The sequence below is a fragment of the Serratia microhaemolytica genome (assembly GCF_004011885.1).
GTDB lineage: Bacteria > Pseudomonadota > Gammaproteobacteria > Enterobacterales > Enterobacteriaceae > Serratia_G > Serratia_G microhaemolytica.
Genome location: NZ_SBEF01000002.1, coordinates 142,505 through 160,822, shown reverse-complemented (window position 1 = coordinate 160,822; position 18,318 = coordinate 142,505). Strand labels below are relative to the sequence as shown.

The following is an 18,318-nucleotide window of genomic DNA, read 5'->3' as shown; positions in this document are numbered from 1 at the left end:
CGACAACGGCTGTTGTCGCCGATCAGTTCAAATCACAAATACCATTTGCACTGTTTAGCGTATGGCGATGCGCGATTAACCGGCAACAGCAATACGCTTCATATCTGTCATGTAGCCACGCAGTTTGCGCCCAACCGTTTCGATCGGATGGTTGCGGATCGCCTCGTTGACGTCACGCAGTTGCGCGTTGTCGACATCACGGCAAACAACCGGTTTACCCAAATCACCCGCTTGCAGCGTGGTCATGAACTGTTGCAGTAGTGGTACCGCTGCATTAGAGAACAGGTAGTTACCATATTCTGCTGTGTCAGAGATCACCACGTTCATTTCATACAGACGCTTACGTGCGATGGTGTTGGCAATCAGTGGCAGTTCATGCAGCGATTCATAGTAAGCAGACTCTTCAATGATGCCGGAATCAACCATGGTCTCAAATGCCAGCTCAACACCCGCCTTCACCATGGCTACCATCAGCACACCGTGATCAAAGTACTCTTGCTCACTGATTTTACCGGCAAACTGTGGTGCATTTTCAAATGCGGTTTTGCCAGTCTGCTCGCGCCATGTCAGCAAGTTGATATCATCCGCCGCCCAGTCAGCCATCATGCCACTGGAGAACTCACCCGAGATGATGTCATCCATATGCTTCTGGAATAACGGAGCCATAATGCCTTTCAACTGCTCAGAAAGGGCATAAGCACGCAGTTTGGCTGGATTAGAGAGGCGATCCATCATTAAGGTGATGCCACCCTGCTTCAGTGCTTCGGTAATGGTCTCCCAACCAAACTGGATCAGTTTTTCTGCATAAGCAGCATCGCTACCTTCCGCGACCAGCTTATCGAAGCAGAGCAGAGAACCCGCCTGCAACATACCACACAGAATGGTTTGTTCACCCATCAGGTCTGATTTTACTTCGGCAACAAAAGAGGATTCCAACACACCGGCGCGGTGGCCACCGGTTGCGGCTGCCCATGCTTTAGCGATCGCCATGCCTTCGCCTTTAGGATCATTCTCTGGGTGAACGGCAATCAGGGTTGGAACACCGAAACCACGCTTATACTCTTCACGGACTTCAGTGCCTGGGCATTTCGGTGCGACCATCACCACCGTGATATCTTTACGGATCTGCTCACCCACTTCGACGATGTTAAAACCGTGCGAATAACCCAGTGCAGCGCCATTTTTCATCAGTGGCTGCACCGCGCGCACGACGTCGGAGTGCTGTTTGTCTGGTGTCAGGTTGATCACTAAATCGGCTTGTGGGATCAACTCTTCGTAGCTACCAACATTGAAACCGTTTTCGGTCGCTTTACGCCATGAAGCGCGTTTCTCGGCGATCGCTTCTTTACGTAGTGTATAGGAGATGTCCAGACCAGAGTCACGCATGTTCAGCCCCTGGTTCAGACCTTGAGCACCACAACCGACGATCACCACCTTTTTGCCTTTCAGATAATTTGCTTCATCAGCAAACTCATCACGAGCCATAAAACGGCATTTGCCTAATTGTGCCAACTGCTGGCGCAGATTTAATGTGTTGAAATAGTTAGCCATGGTGCAACTCCAGTTAGAGGGATTGTGCTGACTCAGCGTGTTATAGCAATACGTTGCGTCAAGGATTGTTCTCGCATCATCGTGCTGCGAGTGATTGAAGTCACTCTATACCAGGAATTGTGTTGCTCAAATTGATATATTAACAATAACACGTTGCACTTTACGCAACACAACCCGGAGCGTACCAATATGGATTTGCGAGATCTAAAGCTGTTTCTGCACTTGGCACAGAGCTGCCACTTTAGCCGTAGCGCACAGGCGATGCATGTTAGCCCTTCAACGCTCTCACGCCAGATCCAGCGCTTGGAACAGAGCATTGGCCAACCGCTCTTTCTGCGTGATAACCGCACAGTGCAACTGACCCCAGCCGGTGAACAGTTGAAAGTGTTTGCGCAACAGACACTGTTACAGTATCAGCAGTTGAAACAGACGCTGGATCAAAAGGGGCCATCGCTCAGCGGTGAGCTGCATCTGTTCTGTTCGGTGACTGCCGCCTACAGCCACCTGCCGCCGATTCTCGATCGCTTTCGTGTACTGCATCCACTGGTCGAGATTAAGTTGACTACCGGTGATGCGGCTGATGCGGTGGTTAAGGTGCAGGCAAATGAAGCAGATCTTGCTATTGCTGGTCGTCCTGAACAGTTGCCGGCCAGTTTGGCTTTCAGCCAGATTGGAGAGATCCCGCTGGTGCTGATTGCGCCAGCGCTGGCGTGCCCGATACGCAGCCAAGCATTTGCCGGGCAGCCGGACTGGGCGACAATCCCTTTTATCCTGCCGGAACATGGCCCATCACGAAAGCGGATCGAACTGTGGTTTCGCCGCCAACACATCACAAACCCATTGATTTACGCCACAGTGAGCGGCCATGAAGCGATCGTCTCAATGGTCGCGCTGGGCTGTGGCATTGCGTTGATCCCAACCGTGGTGGTGGAAAATAGCCCAGAGCCGGTACGTAGCCGGATTGCGACATTAGAGAATGTCGCGATGGTGGAGCCTTTCGCGCTCGGAGTTTGTGTACAAAAAAAGCGGCTGGACGAACCACTCATTAGCGCATTTTGGCAACTGTTATAGCCGGATCATGCGCACTGGTCTGCCAAGAGCCGGTGCGTATGATTTGTCAGGTCGAGTTACTGGTCTGTTAGATTAATTGTCTGTTAGTCAACTGGCTGGTCAGTCAGCCTTTGTGTAAGTGACTTTTTTTACCAGTGTCAGTTCACCGGGGTTACGCATCGGCACTAACACTGTCTCCTGCTTTTCATTGATCGTTCCCTCTTCACTGACGATGGTGATTTGTGCGGTGGTGAGGACCTCCCGTCCTTGACCATTATAATAGTTGAGATAGACCAGGTATTGGCCGTTGAGTGGTGCTGGTGTTGCGAAGATCTCTGGCCCATAACCCGTGGTGACATCGATATCAAGTGCGCCGCCATTGGCTGCTTGACGGTGACCATAAAAAACATGTTGACCATCTGGGCTGATCACATGCAGATCGAGATCGGTGTAGTTGCTATCCCAGGAGAGCACGATACGTAAACGTGGCGCCAATGCACCGGCACCGGTGTTGGCGTAAAACTGAGTGCGCTGACGCGCAGAGCGATCAGGGCTGCGTACTTCGACATTGTTGCTGCCTTGGGCAAACATGTAAGGGCGCTGAAAGTGGCCGTCGGTGTCGATCGCCAGTGGCATGGCAACACCATTAGCGATCAACAGACCGGGTTGCTGTAGTTCGGCATAGCTTTGTTTCGGGCGGTTTTTAATCTGACCGCTGATCAGCGCTTGCCGGCTCTGATTGGCAGGGGTATTTACCGAAGATGCTGGGTAGTTAACCTGCTGGGAGAACTGCGCATTGACGCCGGAGCGGCTATACCAACCGGAACGCGGAGCATCAAGTACCACCTGCTGTTCAGCGATCGCGGCATGACTGTAGGCAATAAGCCAAAGGGAGAAACAACAGTAACGAACCATCATCATTAAATTATCCTGAAAAATATTTTGCCCTATCCCGAGTTGCTGCTTAGCTGCATAAACATGCTGTTAGTCGCCGACAAAAACCAACCAGCGGCATCACTCCAGCAGTAGGGAGCGGGCAAGTTGCTCAATAAACTGTTCATCCTGGCTAGCAGGATGACCGGCAAACGCCAAGTGCAGATACTCGTGGGTTAAGTCGAGTCGATCCTGTAGCGAGGTGAGGCCTCGCACGTAAATGCGCTGTGTATCCAGTTCCGCATAAGGATTTCCGGCTGTTAGATGACAGACGGTAAACGCAGAGACAGCGGTATAACCTGGCAGCGGATAAAGTTTTTCTCGCCACCGTGGTTGCTGTTTCAGTAACCAGGCGTGCGCTGCCGGTATCTGCTGACACTGTACCGCCTGCTCTGCTTGCTGTTGGGCTGAGTTAACACCGCCCGCAGCTAACAGCGAGCCGCTAGCGGCCAGCAGCAGAATTGCGGCTAAATAGTTCGCCAAACGCATCCTGTTCTCACCCTATTTTTACTCACGCAATGTAACGGCATCTTTTTTAGGCTGTTGCGTTGTTAATCCTATCCCACATCATCTTGGTGACCGGTCTCTGATGGTTATCTATTTCACTACCACGTAGTGGTTATCTGATCTTTCTTCAGTTACTTGCTGTTGTGGTGAGTAGAATGACCAGTAACGCACTGGCGGTAGCATCAATGTTCCCTTTTGTGAGAAGCGGACCAGGTGGCGGTAACTCTTTTTCCCCTGTTGCTGGGCAACGGGTATTTGATAACTGAGTGGCCCACTTTGATTGCTCGCCTGCTCCAATGGCACCGCCTGTTGTTCATGTAAACCAAACAGTTGGATCCCCCAGGTGGTACGCTCCACTTCGGCGCCAGCAGGCAGAGGCACATCCAGTAACATCTTGTAGTGTGGCGTATCATCTAGGTTAGTCAGTGTCACCTCATCGAGATAAAGCACATCGCTGTGAAGTTCCTCATCGGCGGCAACCGGCAACACGGTAAACTCAAATGCAGCCTCACCAGGGATCAGTTTCATTAGCCGACGTTCCACGCTGACCGCTAACGGTTGCTGCTCGGTATTAACAGCAGCTGATGTCGCAGGTAGACTGAAATTAACCGACATTGCTAGTGGTTTTTGCTGTGAGTTGGCCACCACCAGTGAAGGGGCCCAGGGTTTGCCTGTCCATTGCCAGTAGCGATCGCCTAACTCGCCCTGTTTTGCTTGCCAACCTTGACCGGGCTGGAATGGTATTGGTTTTTTACTAACGATTACAGTGTCATATAGCCAAGTCAGCGCTAACGCACGCTCAATACCTTGTGGTGATGCCATGAGTCCTGAGAGTAGCTCGGCAGCGGCTGAACCCTTGCGACCCAAATGGTGCATCAAGGCGACCTGAGCGAAGGGTTGATTGCTCTCTACAATCAAATTGCGGCTCTGTTGCAATATCCGTTGTCTCTGTGTTGAAAGAGGCTGGGTAGAGACTTTTTGCAATAATGAGTAGGTGATCACACGCGCTATTGCCAGACCAATCTCGCTGTTCGGTGCTGTCATCACCAGGCTGGCATCAGATTGCAACGTTTGCCTGACAGGGCTGTTTTTCTCCAGATCCCGTGCCAATCCGTCCAATAGCGTAGTGACGGGTAAGTTGGCGGGTAAGTGCATCTCTTCTGCAAACGATAAAATCAGTGCTCGGTGCAGAGGTGGTAACTGATCAGCCTGGTCGGCATAGCGATACAGTATGCTCTGCCAATGCTTAATTGGTAATGGTGTACCTAACACTTGGCTGGCATACCAATCGGCATAATAGGCATATGCAGCCAGTAGCGCATCGGGTCTCTGCTCGCCCCACCAGGAGTATTGCGCCGATGAGCCAGCCATCTGCATCAGATGTTGGCGATCATTCTGCAGCGTTTGCCGTAGCTGTTGACCACGCTGCTTGTCCTCACGCGCCAGCATCTGATAAGCAATACTCAGTGGTAACATGCGGCTAGCGCTGCGTTCAATATTGCCATAAGGCTGATCGAGCAGTTGGCTCAGGTTGGCACGAAACAACGAATGGAGATCGTCGGTCAGCCGCAACTGAACATCATCAGCGTCAGCAGGCAGGATCAGTGAGTGCTCGCCAGCGGCTAGCTGAAGTTGATATTGCTGACGTATTGTCTTCTCCACAGCCAAAGCTTGCAGATCGACCTGCAAACTGTCGACTACCTGACCCTGTTGCACCAATTGGCCGATCCAGCTTCCTGAGTGATCGATATGCAGTGATTGGTTGATGTAATTGATCCCTGGTTGCAACGTGACCGATTGCTGGTACTGCTGATCACCATAGCGCGATCGTAGCTCAACCGTTATGGGTTCGCTCTGTGAGCTAAATACCGACACGCCGACTGTTGGTTTATCACCATGACGGAACTGGGTGGCTGCACTCCATTTAAGATAGAGTGGTTTTTCAGAACGGATGCTGTGCTGCTTCTGCCCTACCTGACCCTGTGCGGTGTGCGCGCGTGCGGTGATGCGCCAGCGGGTTAACGACTCAGGCATTCGGAAACTGAACGTTGCTTTACCATCAGCATTCGTCACCAGATCGGGCTGCCAGGTAGCGGTATCATTCAGTTCTCTACGTGGCAGATCGAGCATTTTGACGCTGCGTTCACTACGGTTGGCGCGCATTTGCGCATTGAGCCTGCCGGGTAACGCCACATCATAGGAGATAAACGACAGGCTGCTGCTGGTGCGCACATTGTTGCGCCGTGGATGGTAGAAAAATTGGCTGATAGTTGGCGCGATCTCCGGTTGTAACGCATAAATCATTTCATTGACTACGCTGACGGTCAGACGGCTTGCGATCGGTTTACCCTCAAAGCGGGTATCCAGTATCACCGTTACTTTTTCACCGGGTTGGTAACTCGGTTTATCCGTGGTGATGTCAATATCTATCTCCGGTATCAACACCTTAATGCCGGCATTCTGGAAACTGTATTGCCCACCTTTGCTATACAGCACCGAGAAGGTGATGTTGGGGGAAAAATTGCGCTGTACGGGAATGCGCGCAATGTACTGGTTGTCACTAATGCGTTTTAACTTCAGCCAATCTGCCTCAGTGCCGAGTAGCGCTACCTGTTGAACTTTATCGCGCTCTAGGGTGAGTAGTGCATGATCGACCGCTTCCGGGAAGGTAATTAATGCCTGCGCCACCTCGCCAATCCGGTACGCTGCTTTATCTAACACGATCTCAACACTGCCTGGTATCGCCAGTTCATCCGGGCCACCGACAGCATGACTGGTCGTGGCGAGGATCATCTGTTGATCATTCTTTATGCTTACACTGTAACTGCCCGGTTGGGTAAAGCGGATACTGAACGATGTATCACCTGCAGGCAGTGGCGCAGAAAAAAGCTGACGATCTTCCAGCCGCAGCCACTCATAACGCATCGTGCCCGGATCAGCCTGCTTGGCTCGAGAGCTATGACGTTGCAGGTTGAATTTCACCTCCTCATTCGCTTGGCTAAAACGTTTTGCTGCTGTCAGCAGGTAGTAGTCGAGGTTGCCGCCAATCAATATCTCACGTGTCATTTTGGTCCGGTAAGCGGCACCGTCGTTGGCGAAAAGCGTAAGCAGATAACGGCTGGGTTTATCGGCTTGCGGGAGCGTCAATTGAGCACGGCCATGCTGGTCGGTAACCAGTTTGCTGGTCTCTAGCGTGACCGGGAATTTGCCACGGTATTGCAGATCATTACCTACCATCGACAATGGCTGCTGGTAGAGACTCAACTCGAGGTGTGCATTGACCACCGGTTTACCGTTTGGATAGAGCAGAACAATTTCGCCATTAATTGGCTGATGTACCGCAAAATCGCGCTGCGCCATTGACAAGGTAATTTCAAAGTGTGGCGTCAAATAATTGGCGACACGAAAGGCACTGCTGTAGATCTGATTATCGTAGCTGGTACGCAATTCATAGCCACCGGCGACGGCATTATCAGGTAACTGGAAGCGGCCATTAGCCCCTGATTTGCCATCGATCGGCAGTGTGATTTTTTCCAGAAAGTTACCGTTAGCATCAATCACATCAACGTGCACTGGTGCCGATTTAATCGCGCTGGAATCGACGGCATTGCTGAACTGACGACCAATCAGTTTGAACTCTACCCAGTCACCGGCACTGTAGAGTGGTCGATCGGTAAACGCGTACAGTTTGGTACTGTAAATTTCGCTGTCGTAATAGAAATTCTCTGAGACAAACACGCCGCCCTGACTATCTTCACCGAGCAGGTATGAGCGCTCGGGTGCTACGTGGCTGAGCGTTAAAACACCTCGGCTATCGGTTTGCCCACTGTGCAGGATGCCGAGGCCATCACTCCATAAAATCTTGCTACCTGCGACAGCCTGCCCGGTGTGGCGATCGGCGGTCCACACCAGCAGTTCGTCGGCGGAAACTTTACTTAATGCGACGGTATTGCTCACAAAAACTACCGTGGTAGCACGATAACTGCCGATCAGCGCCTCGACCAGATATAACCCTGGTTGCAATTGACCAAGCGGGATGTAGACATTACCTTTTCGGGGCTGAAAAAAGTGATTGGAGGAACCTGGCAAATGGGTTGCTTCCGGTGGCTGTATCGGCTTTGCCTGCCAGAGTGGATAGCGAAATTGCTGTATCAACGGCAAGTTTTTTAGCGGTGCAAATTGGGGTTGAACCGTGAAACTGGAGGGCTGGAATATCGTCGGGCTGGTACTCAATTCTGGCAGCGCAGCGACCACCCGTTGACGCGCATTGGAAGAGAATGCGCGCTGCATCACATGACGTGATTTAGCGTACCAGCTGTCCCATAGGTAGGTCAGCGTATTCGATAGCCCTTCTCCCAGATACTGCCCTTCCAGTTTAATACGATGCAGGTTTTTCTGTTTCTTCAAAAATTCGATTGGCCGCTCAATACGATATAGCCGGATGTCGACACCATCATATAGATCATCACTGAACAGATACTGCTGAGCTTCTAGGCGTACTTTGGCAATCTCTTCACTACTGAAGCTGTTATCTGCGAGCAGAAAGAAAAAATTGTTAGGTACTGTATAGTAACTTTCAGGTAGTTTGGCGTCGGCACTGGCAAAACCGAGAGGCAGCAGTAGCAGTAACGGTGATAGAGACAGTGACCGCTTGTTACGCCAAGCTGGCGTGGTGGATATCCGCTGCGTGGCAGTGTCACGAGGGGTGCGATGGCACCGTTTATAGCCAAAAAACTGACCGACAATGCTAAAAATAGTTTTCATATTCATTGTGATAAGAAATCCAGGCGATAAATGCCGATGAAATTGGGGTTCGATGGGTCGGGTAACCAACGGGTATCGCGCCAGCGCATTAACTGCTGTGCACTAACCGCACGCATCCCGTTATCTGTGCTGCTACTGCTTCCGGTGTGGTAGGCGATATAGCGCCCCATCCAGATCATCAGGTGCTGATCATCCCCCTGGTCAAAAAACAGTAAGTCACCCGGTTGTGCCTGATTCAGATCACGGCTCTGTAACTGGCTGTTCAGCAAGATCAGTTTGATCGCATCAACATAGGCACCCTGTTTACCGTCGCCCTGTTGCCAACGTTGCGCAAACAGACGCTGCTCAGCGCTGATCTCCAGCTCTGGTGGCAACGGGCTACCGATCAAGCCATTGGCTTGTAACCATTTGCTGTCGTGGATTTTGAGTGCTTCATTGGCAGCAAAACGTACCAGCCCGGCACAATCCTGCTGATACCAGCGCGGGTTGGGGCCACGCTTGATCTGCTGCTCGACAATCTGCACAAACCAAGCACGAAACAGCCGTGACTGCTGTTGATCCAGCACGTTGGACTGCGCTAACGCCAGTTGGCAGTTGAACAGCAGCAACAGCAACAGCATCGGTCGCAGCGTGGTCATCCGTTTCATAATTGCTGCCATTTCAGTGGTAACCACTGCCAGTGGGTTTGCGGTTGGCTATCAGCCGGTAGCAGCAAGCTATAGGCGGGTTGCTCGGCCAGTGCGTTCAATTTGGGACGCAGTAGTGTCTGTGCGGCATTATAAAAAATGGGCTCCAACTCTTCGGGCAGGCTTGAGAAAACTTCCTGTTCAAGCAGTTGTGATAGTGCTTGTGGCGCGACATAGAGCGGCACGATCCCGGTTGTTTTGTCAGGTAACAGATCGGCCAGTGGCGGGAAATTCTGATCCAGGGTTTTCAACGCCTTTTGTACCAAGCGATCATCCAGTGAGAACAGCAGCATCTGGTGATGGCGTGCCAACGTAACACGCAAGAAGCGCTGCTCGATCAGGCTCTGTGCTGAAGTTGCATCGTTGCGATGATATTGACCATAACGTGAACTCACCTCACGCTGCCAGATTGGCATGTCTTTGTGCTTGCTATGGGTGACTGGCACCTTGCCATATTCATAACTGCCAATCATCTGCTCAAACAGTGTCGCCAGTTGCTGATCATTACGCCGGTGATCGGTACTACTGAGCTGAGTGACCAGTAACGGGCTGTGCAGACGTGAATCGGGATACCAGCAGATACCACTGCGGCCATTGATGGGTAGCACTGCATCGCGTGGCTGTAGCATCGGTACAGTTTCTGCTTGTTTAGCATAGAGCCGCTGTAGCAGGTAGGCTGGCAGGTTTTGTGATACCGGCAGCGCTAGGCAGAAGCTGGCACCGGTTGGCATTGCCTGCCAGATCGGTGCCAGATCAAACGGATCTTTTTTGTCTGTGCTATCAGCGGAGCCAGACAGCGCCAAATAACTGTGCCAGCCTTCTGGCTGCATCTCAAAACGCAGCGCCGCCAGCGCCGGAATAAAACGCTGATAACCAAAACCGAGGTAATGGCTGCTGAGTGAGATGCGATGAGCACTCTCTGATTTAGCCGCTGGTGGTTGCTCAGCGCTTGCCGATGCGGTGTGGTGTCGTGGCGTTAGCTCAAAACTCTGTTGCCACGGGGTGTTACCACTGAGCAGTGCTTGGAACAGTTGTTGTGAATCTTTTGACGGTTTCTTGGCATTATTGAGCATTGAAAAATCAGAGAACACCAACAGCCGGTCGGCATAGCTGGCAAACAGCACCTGCTTATTGTAAGCGTAAGACAGCGCATAGACCGCCACTGGCTGGTTATCGATGGTCAACGCGGAAAATCGGGGGTCTATCAACTCTAATTGTAGGTCTAACTTATTGGCAGCGACTTTGGCGAAGGGTTCTAATAAGCGTGATAACCCGCGCAGTTTAATTATCCCAACGAAGTGCGATAGCCTGCCACGCCGATCACGCCAGAGCGCAATATCCGCTGGTTGATTAAGGAATATCTCCAGCAGATTATCTCGTAGTGTTAGCTCATGCTCGAATATAATACGACGAAGACTGCCAGTAATCCCCAAACGATCAGCATTATTTTGATAATAAAAAACCAAATCTTCTGTCAGAGTTTCACGTAAAAAAGGGATAGTGAGGAGGTCTTTGGGTAACCGGCTTAACGAATCACTTTCGATTAAAACATCAGGGTGCTGTAAATCGATACGTAAGTCATTGTGCCGCAGCAGCGCTGCTGGGGGCGTGACAGGAATGTTTGGCTGCAACAGGTATTGATAACCCCACACAGCGGCAACAGCCAAGAATATAATTGCCAGCGCCAACAGTGAGTATCTGCCTTTGCGTCGCTTCGGTGACGTCGAGCTGGCGTTACTGCTATCTGCACTCATATTGCTTTTCCACTCCCAGGATAAGAACCAAGTCAATTTTGCCGGATCGGAATAAAATAGCGACACAATGATCACAAGAGTGTGCATTCTATCACTGTATTTATTTTCAATGGAACATCCAGCGCGCTTAAAAATGTCTTTGATTTTGCAGGGTTATGCTCAGCAGCTTATTCTACTTGATAACAGCTTGATTGGTAAAATTATGTTCTGTTATTTATTGGATACTCCATGCCTAATTTGTTTTTTTAGTGCTTTACAGTGGTGGGCTTACAACCAGAACTCAGAACTCAGAACTCAGAACTCAGAACTCAGGCATGAAAGTATACTTTTTAATTAATAACACGCATTTTTGCCACTAAAAGCGGCTATTCAGCCGCTATCTATTCGTCTAATCAGTTGGCTTGGGTTGATTGACAACAAAGTCAGGAGCAAAAATGATCATACACTAGTCGGCTCAGATGCCCTGTCACAGTGATTGCGCGCTGGTGACCAACCGTCAACAACATATTCAATAGATTGAAATCAAAGTAATGATTGATGGATTAGCCCGATAAACGGCGCGGGATCGGCTGTTGTTGTACTAGCGTAGCCCTATTCTGCGATTGTTAATTCTGTTTGTAGTGCTAGCGATTGACGGGTTTGGCTGGGTTGACTACGATTTGGTGAAATATCACAACTATTTTCACTGAGTTGAGATAACAATTCTGAGAATGTTGCTCAAGATGGATAACTCAAAACGGATAACTAATGAATAAATTAACCCCACTTAAACCTCTACCTTCCTTTTTTGCGGTCGCTATCACTTTGCTGATCTGGTTTGTGATCCCGGTTCCGGTTGGCGTTTCCGTTCATGCCTGGCATCTGTTGGCACTATTTATTGGCACTATTGTGGCGATTATTGGTAAAGCATTGCCGATCGGGGCAGTGTCGATTATCGCGATTGCCCTCGTGGCATTAACCGGTGTCACCAACCCGGGCAACTCCAGGGCTGCACTGAATGATGCACTGAGTGGTTTTTCCAATCCACTAATTTGGTTGATTGGTTTTGCGATGATGATCTCATTTAGCCTGAATAAAACCGGATTGGGGGCGCGTATTGGTTACTACTTTATTTCGTTATTCGGCAAAAAAACGTTAGGCATTGCCTACGCGATCACACTGGCGGAAACTGTGCTAGCACCGATCACCCCCAGCAATACCGCGCGCGGTGGTGGCATTATTCACCCTATCATGCGCTCAATTGCCGATAGTTTTGGCTCCAAGCCAGAGTTAAACAGCAGCGGTAAAATTGGCCGTTATCTCGCGCTGGTCAATTACAACACCAACCCGATTACCTCAGCGATGTTTATTACCGCCACAGCACCTAATCCACTGGTGGTTAACTTAATTGCTAAAGGCACTGGTTCACAGTTTGAACTGACATGGTCAATGTGGGCACTGGCGGCATTGATACCCGCGATTTTCTCATTGTTGGTTATGCCGCTGGTGATCTACCTGCTCTACCCACCACAGATCACCAATACACCAGATGCCCCCAGTTTTGCCCGTAATCAGCTACAGCAACTGGGCCCAATCACGTTGGCGGAGAAGATCACGCTGCTGGTTTTTACGTTGTTACTGTTGTTGTGGGCCGGTGTTCCCGCGATGATTTTTGGTTCGGCATTCGCAGTGAACCCAACGACAGCTGCATTGCTGGGGTTGGCGATCCTGCTCGCCAGTGGGGTATTGAGCTGGGAAGATGTGCTGAAGAATAAAGGGGCTTGGGATACCGTAGTCTGGTTTGCTGCGTTGGTGATGATGGCTACCTACCTCGGCAAACTGGGGCTGATTGACTGGTTATCACAGACTGTAGGCGCAGGGATCGCACAAATGGGTATGGGCTGGGTGGGGGGTACATTGCTATTAACGGCGATCTATTTCTATTCACACTATTTCTTTGCCAGCACTACCGCGCATATCACCGCGATGTTCGCCGCCTTTTTTGCTGCTGGCCTAGCGATTGGAGCACCGCCGGCACTGCTGGCACTGGTGCTTGGTTTCTCCTCGTCACTGATGATGTCATTAACCCACTACGCGACCGGTACTGCACCGATCATCTTTGCTTCAGGTTATACCAGCTTGAAAGAGTGGTGGAAAACGGGTTTGATTATGAGCGTAGTCAACTTGTCAATTTGGATTGTGATTGGCGGATTGTGGTGGAAGTGGCTCGGCCACTGGTGATCACCGCAAGCAGCGGGCTAACGCTAACCAGTGCGGTTGCCGGTTGGCGTTAGCGAATGCCCGTTAACATTAGCGGTGCTCAGCGTTTAATCACGCGCGTGTTGCGCAATGCGCCATAGTGCGGCGATATTGCGCGCAGTGACTCGCAAGTTCTCCTCGGCGTCTGCCAACGCCTCTGGCAAGGTAACAATCCGGTTAACAATCGCGAACACAGCATCGAGGCCATGCTGATGCACTAACGCATGATCTCTTGCTACTCCTCCAGCCAACGCGATGGTTGGCACAGCAAACTGTTTGGCGATTTTGGCAACGCCGATAGGTGTTTTACCGCGCACGGTTTGGCTATCGATACGTCCCTCACCCGTGATCACCAAATCGGCGCCTTGCACCACAGTTGCTAACTGTAATGCATCAGTGACGATCGCAATGCCGGGTTCTAACTGGGCATTTAACAGCCCGGCCAGTGCTGCGCCCAGGCCACCAGCAGCGCCTGCACCAGGCAGTTCCAGGACTGAGTAACCGCTGATTTGCTCAATTTGTCTCCCCCAACGCAGCAGTGCATTATCCAGCACAACCACTTGCTCTGGGCTGGCACCTTTCTGTGGCCCAAACACCGCCGAAGCCCCTTTGGGACCGCAAAGGGGGTTATCAACATCACAGGCCACGCGTAATGTGATCTCTGCCAAGCGCTGATCCAGGTTGCTCAAATCGATGGTTGTCAGATCTGCCAATGCGGCACCGCCAGGTGGCAACGGCTCACCGTGTCGATCAAGCAGGCGAGCGCCAAGTGCCTGCATCATGCCAGCACCGCCATCATTGGTTGCACTGCCGCCAATCCCCAGAATGATCTGTTGTGCTCCCTGCTCAAGTGCTGCCAGTATCAACTCACCAGTGCCGACACTGGAGGTGAGGAATGGATCACGCAGCTCAGGTGGCACCAGATGCAAACCGGATGCAGCCGCCATTTCGATCACAGCCGTTCTGCTCTCACTCAGCCAGCCATAAAAGGCATTGACCGTTTCACCAAGTGGGCCTGTCACCGGCAGCTCAACACGTTTGCCACCCGTTGCTGCCACCATTGCCTCTACCGTGCCTTCGCCGCCATCCGCCATCGGCAACTTGATATATTGTGCTTGTGGGTATATTTCGCGAAAACCTTGCTCAATGGCACAGGCGACATCAAATGCACTCAAACTTTCTTTAAATGAATCAGGGGCAATCACAATCTTCATGTTTCGCTCCATTCTGGTTGGCGGCGGAAAGTTACCGTTGGCAACTTCACGCCTCGAAGCGTCTATTATTGGCCAAGCACCATAAAAATCTTGAGCTAATAGACCAAAAACAGCGGGTTATTCGTGGGGAAAATTGTCGCCAACAACAAAAAGGCTCGCTGTTGCCAGTTGGCACTGAAGGGACAGCGAGCACTATGTTAGTGCGGTCTGCTATAGCAAATAGTGCTATAGCACGGCATAAAAGCGCAGTGTAGTGGCATAATAAGCCGCTGATTAGCGCAATACTCACTCAGGTTGAGTGGCTACCTAGTTAAGGTGATTTTTAGTGCTATGTTGTCCCTGCGTAGTGCTCGAAATTCTCAGAGACTGCGTGTACGCTGCGGTTGCTGCGTACTGTCGCTGTACACACTGACAGCATCAATCACGTCTGCAGGGATCAACTCTGGGTGAGTTGAGTAAGCTGAATTTTACAAATGATTGTTTAAGTTATCATTTTATCCGGTGAAATAAGATATGTCTGCAATTGACCAATCCCGTGGCGAGAGTGAAAACTGTTCAACCAGTGAACGGATACTGCAATTGTTGAAAATGCATGGTTCACTGCAAGCAACTGAAGTGGGAAAAATACTCGGGATCACCAGTGAAGCAGCGCGACAACAGTTCATTAAACTGTCGCAACGTGGGCTGGTCGTTGCCAACGCAGAAGCTCGAGGTGTTGGCCGCCCAGCGCTCTGTTGGCAGCTCACTTTAGCCGGTCACGGCTGTTTCCCAAATGCACACGCGGAACTCACCGCACAACTGCTACGCACGGTACGTGACAAACTGGGTGAGCCAGCATTAGATACCTTGATCAATAGCCGCGCTGAAGAGAGCGGTGCAAATTACCGACAAGCTATGGTTGGTATCACCGCATTGCGTGATCGTGTTGCCTGTCTCGCAGCAATACGCAATCGTGAAGGCTACATGGCTGAGTGGCAGCAACTGGATGAAGGTGAGTTTTTGTTGGCGGAAAATCACTGTCCGATTGGTGTGGCAGCCAAAGTTTGTCAGGGGTTCTGCCAAGCGGAACTGCGGCTATTTAGTGAATTGCTACAGGCGAAAGTGGAGCGCAGAGAGCACATTGTCGGCGGTGCCCGGCGCTGTGCTTATCGTATTTCGGCAAGCTAACGGCAGCAGGGATTGGTGTTACAGTGCAGTAAGTAAACATCAAATATCGCGATTGAAAATAGACTGCTCCAGCGGCTACGCCAATAATACAGCTCGGCACTCTATGTCCAATATAGCTTCTTATGTCCAATATCGCCTCTCATGCCTAGCATAGCGTTTAAAGCACCACCACAGTATGGGCAAACATACGGTGGTGGCTGACCACCATCAACCAAGAGTTGAGGATTGATGGTAGATAAACGCGATTATAAGCCAGATTAATCAATTTCAAAAGCAGAGCACACTTGGTAGGCTCGAATTCGGTTATTACCGTATGCCCAATGGGTAGCATTCAACCAGTCTGATGATGGCATGGGCGGTCTGATTGTTCGGCCTGCTCTCTTTAACGCCACACAAACGGAATGACCGCCAGTGTGACTGCGATCTACTACGCAAAATATATGATTACCTGGTTGTGGCGATAAAAATTTTGCTTATTCAATTCCAATTCGCGTTTATTACTGCGGTGAACACCATTGTGCCAAGTTAAAATCGTGAAATGAATATTTCGCTAAACACTCAATTATCCAGTCTATCCAGTCTATCCAGTCGGCAAACTGGCTTAACACTCCTTGAGTTGCTGGTCGTCATGTTGCTGGTGGCGATGTTAACTGGTTGGGGCCTCTATCAGTGGCGTGATTATCAACAGGCACTCAGGCTGGAACAGAGCGCACTACAGTTACAAGCATTTCTTACCCGCCTGCAAACGGATGCCAATTGGCGGAACCGTGCTGCACTGTTATGGCTACAGCCAGGGGCGCATTGGTGTGTCGGCAGTGGCACACCAGTCAGTTGCCAAACACAAACTGAACGCTGGTTATTTGCTGCTGACCAACCGGGGATCACTTTGCATTCTGGTCAGCAGAAAGAGATCGGGTTTTACGGTATGCGCAATAATGCACAAGCCGGCCATATGGTGCTGGCAAACAGCGCGGGTCGCATTCGGCTGGTGTTATCTGCCAGAGGGCGGCTACGTTTGTGCAGCGAAGGCAGCTTGGTGCGGAGCATCCCATTATGTCAGCCCTAGAGCGCGGTTTTACCCTACCGGAAATGATGTTGGCGATCACTTTTGGCACCGTAATCACCCTGGCTGCGGCGAAAACCTTACCGATACTGCGCCAGCAAGCACTGGAGAGCAGTCGCCACCATCGGTTGGTGCTGGCACTACAGCAGGCGGCATTTGCTATCAGCAAAGATCTACAGCGCAGTGGTTTTTGCGCCGGTCACTGCCAAGGGCGAGCTCTACTGATCAGCCAACTGGCGGGTGAAGCGACCAACAGTTGTGTCATCATCGCTTACGATCTCAATCGTAATGGCCAATGGGAACCGAGTGGTGAAGCAGACTATTTTGGTTATCGCCTGCGTGCTGGTGCATTAGAGACCCAACGCGGTGTTAGCCACTGCCAGGGGAGCGGCTGGGAGCGACTCCTCGATCAGGAAGAGGTGACGCTGAGCACGTTTACGCTGCAAATGCTGAATAGTGATCAGAGCCAGCGCGTGCTACAGCTTGATTTGGCAGGTCATGCTACCACGCAACAGAAAATCAGCCACCGGTTACGCTGGCTAGTGCGGGTAGGAGCAACATGAACCGAGCGCAACAGAACGGAAGCATACTGGCTGCGGTAATGCTGCTACTGCTGCTTGGTTTAATGGTATTGAATGGATTGCAGCGCCAGTTGGAGAGTGCGCTGTTATTGAGCGTTGAACAGCAACGCTACCTGCGCGCCCACAATCAGGCTGCTTCGGCACTCAGTTGGGGTTTAGCACAACGTTGGCCGACCAACGAGCTATCGGTCAGCGATTGGTTCTGCCTGCCAGAGCACCAGGATGCACTGCAAGCCTGCTTACGCTACTCAACTTCTGCTGCACAACCGGCAATATTGCGCGGGCGTGGCATTATTGACGGTCAGACGCCACTTTGGCTCTACCAGTTAGTGACCACACATCCCGAGGATAACCGCGTTATGCTACGGGCTCAGCCGAACGGTTGGCTCGATTTTTGCCCGGCAAAAGACGGGGTTGATTGTGCAAAGTAACCGCCACCAGCAGCGCGGCGTGAGCCTAGCAGAGCTGTTAATTGCGGCATTGTTATTCTCCCTATCGCTGATCGGCCTGTTAAACTATCAGCAGGTTTTGCTACAAGGTTTCCAGCGACAGTGGCAATATCAGCAAGCCTGGTGGTTGGCACATCAGCAATTAGCGTTGTTTGATGCCAGTGATAAACCGCCCAGCCTGTTGGTAACGCTACCAGAGCGCTGGCAACGCAGCATTGAAACTGAACAGCACCCAAACCAGTGTTGGCGCCACACGGTAACCATCACCAGCCACCGGCAGCAGATTGCATTGAGCCGATGGTACTGCCGTGCTGGCTTGCCGGCGGCAGCTGTTGATAAAGTGTTTTAACCTGTCTGGGCA

Annotated in this window: 14 protein-coding genes; 7 read left to right on the top strand and 7 right to left on the bottom strand. The window is 51.1% G+C overall.

The annotated features are described in order from the left end of the window. Positions 1 to 75: 75 nt before the first annotated feature. Positions 76 to 1,551, bottom strand: coding sequence for a ketol-acid reductoisomerase (gene ilvC, locus EOJ37_RS02625; RefSeq protein ID WP_127957463.1), 1,476 nt, complete (start codon positions 1,549 to 1,551; stop codon positions 76 to 78). 189 nt (positions 1,552 to 1,740) lie between these two features. On the opposite strand from ilvC, the gene ilvY reads away from it, so the two are divergent. Then, positions 1,741 to 2,622 (top strand): HTH-type transcriptional activator IlvY, encoded by an 882-nt coding sequence (gene ilvY / locus EOJ37_RS02620; RefSeq protein ID WP_127957460.1) that lies wholly within the window; start codon positions 1,741 to 1,743, stop codon positions 2,620 to 2,622. A gap of 99 nt (positions 2,623 to 2,721) precedes the next feature. Here the strand turns inward: ilvY and EOJ37_RS02615 are convergent, their stop codons facing one another. From EOJ37_RS02615 to EOJ37_RS02595, 5 genes are all read right to left on the bottom strand, one after another. Then, a complete protein-coding gene (locus tag EOJ37_RS02615) occupies positions 2,722 to 3,519 on the bottom strand; it encodes a YfaP family protein (protein WP_127957602.1) in 798 nt (265 codons plus the stop codon). Positions 3,520 to 3,615: 96 nt separating this feature from the next. Then, positions 3,616 to 4,023, bottom strand: coding sequence for a DUF2300 domain-containing protein (locus EOJ37_RS02610; RefSeq protein WP_127957457.1), 408 nt, complete (start codon positions 4,021 to 4,023; stop codon positions 3,616 to 3,618). A 108-nt stretch (positions 4,024 to 4,131) separates the two neighbouring features. After that, entirely contained in the window at positions 4,132 to 8,658 is a 4,527-nt protein-coding gene (locus tag EOJ37_RS02605; RefSeq protein ID WP_206194012.1) for an MG2 domain-containing protein, read from the bottom strand. Positions 8,659 to 8,807: 149 nt separating this feature from the next. Further along, complete coding sequence (locus tag EOJ37_RS02600; protein WP_420820612.1) at positions 8,808 to 9,434, bottom strand: DUF1175 domain-containing protein; 627 nt, start codon at positions 9,432 to 9,434, stop codon at positions 8,808 to 8,810. A 14-nt stretch (positions 9,435 to 9,448) separates the two neighbouring features. Then, positions 9,449 to 11,245 carry a DUF2138 domain-containing protein gene (locus EOJ37_RS02595; RefSeq protein ID WP_162473644.1) on the bottom strand — a complete coding sequence of 599 codons (1,797 nt, stop codon included), beginning with the start codon at positions 11,243 to 11,245 and terminating at the stop codon, positions 9,449 to 9,451. 747 nt (positions 11,246 to 11,992) lie between these two features. Between EOJ37_RS02595 and EOJ37_RS02590 the strand changes: the two genes are divergently transcribed. Then, positions 11,993 to 13,465, top strand: a complete 1,473-nt coding sequence (locus EOJ37_RS02590) for a DASS family sodium-coupled anion symporter (protein ID WP_127957450.1) — start codon at positions 11,993 to 11,995, stop codon at positions 13,463 to 13,465. Positions 13,466 to 13,551: 86 nt separating this feature from the next. Here the strand turns inward: EOJ37_RS02590 and EOJ37_RS02585 are convergent, their stop codons facing one another. Continuing rightward, positions 13,552 to 14,697 (bottom strand): glycerate kinase, encoded by a 1,146-nt coding sequence (locus EOJ37_RS02585; RefSeq protein ID WP_127957446.1) that lies wholly within the window; start codon positions 14,695 to 14,697, stop codon positions 13,552 to 13,554. Positions 14,698 to 15,210: 513 nt separating this feature from the next. Between EOJ37_RS02585 and EOJ37_RS02580 the strand changes: the two genes are divergently transcribed. From EOJ37_RS02580 to EOJ37_RS02560, 5 genes are all read left to right on the top strand, one after another. Next, complete coding sequence (locus EOJ37_RS02580) at positions 15,211 to 15,864, top strand: helix-turn-helix transcriptional regulator (RefSeq protein WP_127957443.1); 654 nt, start codon at positions 15,211 to 15,213, stop codon at positions 15,862 to 15,864. A 538-nt stretch (positions 15,865 to 16,402) separates the two neighbouring features. Next, positions 16,403 to 16,930, top strand: a complete 528-nt coding sequence (locus EOJ37_RS02575; protein WP_127957441.1) for a prepilin peptidase-dependent protein — start codon at positions 16,403 to 16,405, stop codon at positions 16,928 to 16,930. Next, entirely contained in the window at positions 16,918 to 17,490 is a 573-nt protein-coding gene (locus tag EOJ37_RS02570; protein ID WP_127957438.1) for a prepilin peptidase-dependent protein, read from the top strand. Before EOJ37_RS02575 ends, EOJ37_RS02570 begins: the two co-directional genes overlap by 13 nt. Beyond that, positions 17,487 to 17,939, top strand: a complete 453-nt coding sequence (locus EOJ37_RS02565) for a YgdB family protein (RefSeq protein ID WP_127957435.1) — start codon at positions 17,487 to 17,489, stop codon at positions 17,937 to 17,939. The genes EOJ37_RS02570 and EOJ37_RS02565 overlap by 4 nt, the downstream gene beginning before the upstream one ends. Then, a complete protein-coding gene (locus EOJ37_RS02560; RefSeq protein ID WP_240651657.1) occupies positions 17,929 to 18,306 on the top strand; it encodes a prepilin-type N-terminal cleavage/methylation domain-containing protein in 378 nt (125 codons plus the stop codon). The genes EOJ37_RS02565 and EOJ37_RS02560 overlap by 11 nt, the downstream gene beginning before the upstream one ends. The last annotated feature ends 12 nt before the right edge of the window (positions 18,307 to 18,318 follow it).

What these genes read in the sequence shown, in the direction of transcription:
- EOJ37_RS02595 (WP_162473644.1), bottom strand. Translation starts at nt 11,245, where the DNA reads ATGAGTGCAGATAGCAGTAACGCCAGCTCGACGTCACCGAAGCGACGC.
- EOJ37_RS02590 (WP_127957450.1), top strand. Translation starts at nt 11,993, where the DNA reads ATGAATAAATTAACCCCACTTAAACCTCTACCTTCCTTTTTTGCGGTC.
- ilvY (WP_127957460.1), top strand. Translation starts at nt 1,741, where the DNA reads ATGGATTTGCGAGATCTAAAGCTGTTTCTGCACTTGGCACAGAGCTGC.
- EOJ37_RS02580 (WP_127957443.1), top strand. Translation starts at nt 15,211, where the DNA reads ATGTCTGCAATTGACCAATCCCGTGGCGAGAGTGAAAACTGTTCAACC.
- ilvC (WP_127957463.1), bottom strand. Translation starts at nt 1,551, where the DNA reads ATGGCTAACTATTTCAACACATTAAATCTGCGCCAGCAGTTGGCACAA.
- EOJ37_RS02575 (WP_127957441.1), top strand. Translation starts at nt 16,403, where the DNA reads ATGAATATTTCGCTAAACACTCAATTATCCAGTCTATCCAGTCTATCC.
- EOJ37_RS02565 (WP_127957435.1), top strand. Translation starts at nt 17,487, where the DNA reads ATGAACCGAGCGCAACAGAACGGAAGCATACTGGCTGCGGTAATGCTG.
- EOJ37_RS02615 (WP_127957602.1), bottom strand. Translation starts at nt 3,519, where the DNA reads ATGATGGTTCGTTACTGTTGTTTCTCCCTTTGGCTTATTGCCTACAGT.
- EOJ37_RS02570 (WP_127957438.1), top strand. Translation starts at nt 16,918, where the DNA reads ATGTCAGCCCTAGAGCGCGGTTTTACCCTACCGGAAATGATGTTGGCG.
- EOJ37_RS02610 (WP_127957457.1), bottom strand. Translation starts at nt 4,023, where the DNA reads ATGCGTTTGGCGAACTATTTAGCCGCAATTCTGCTGCTGGCCGCTAGC.
- EOJ37_RS02585 (WP_127957446.1), bottom strand. Translation starts at nt 14,697, where the DNA reads ATGAAGATTGTGATTGCCCCTGATTCATTTAAAGAAAGTTTGAGTGCA.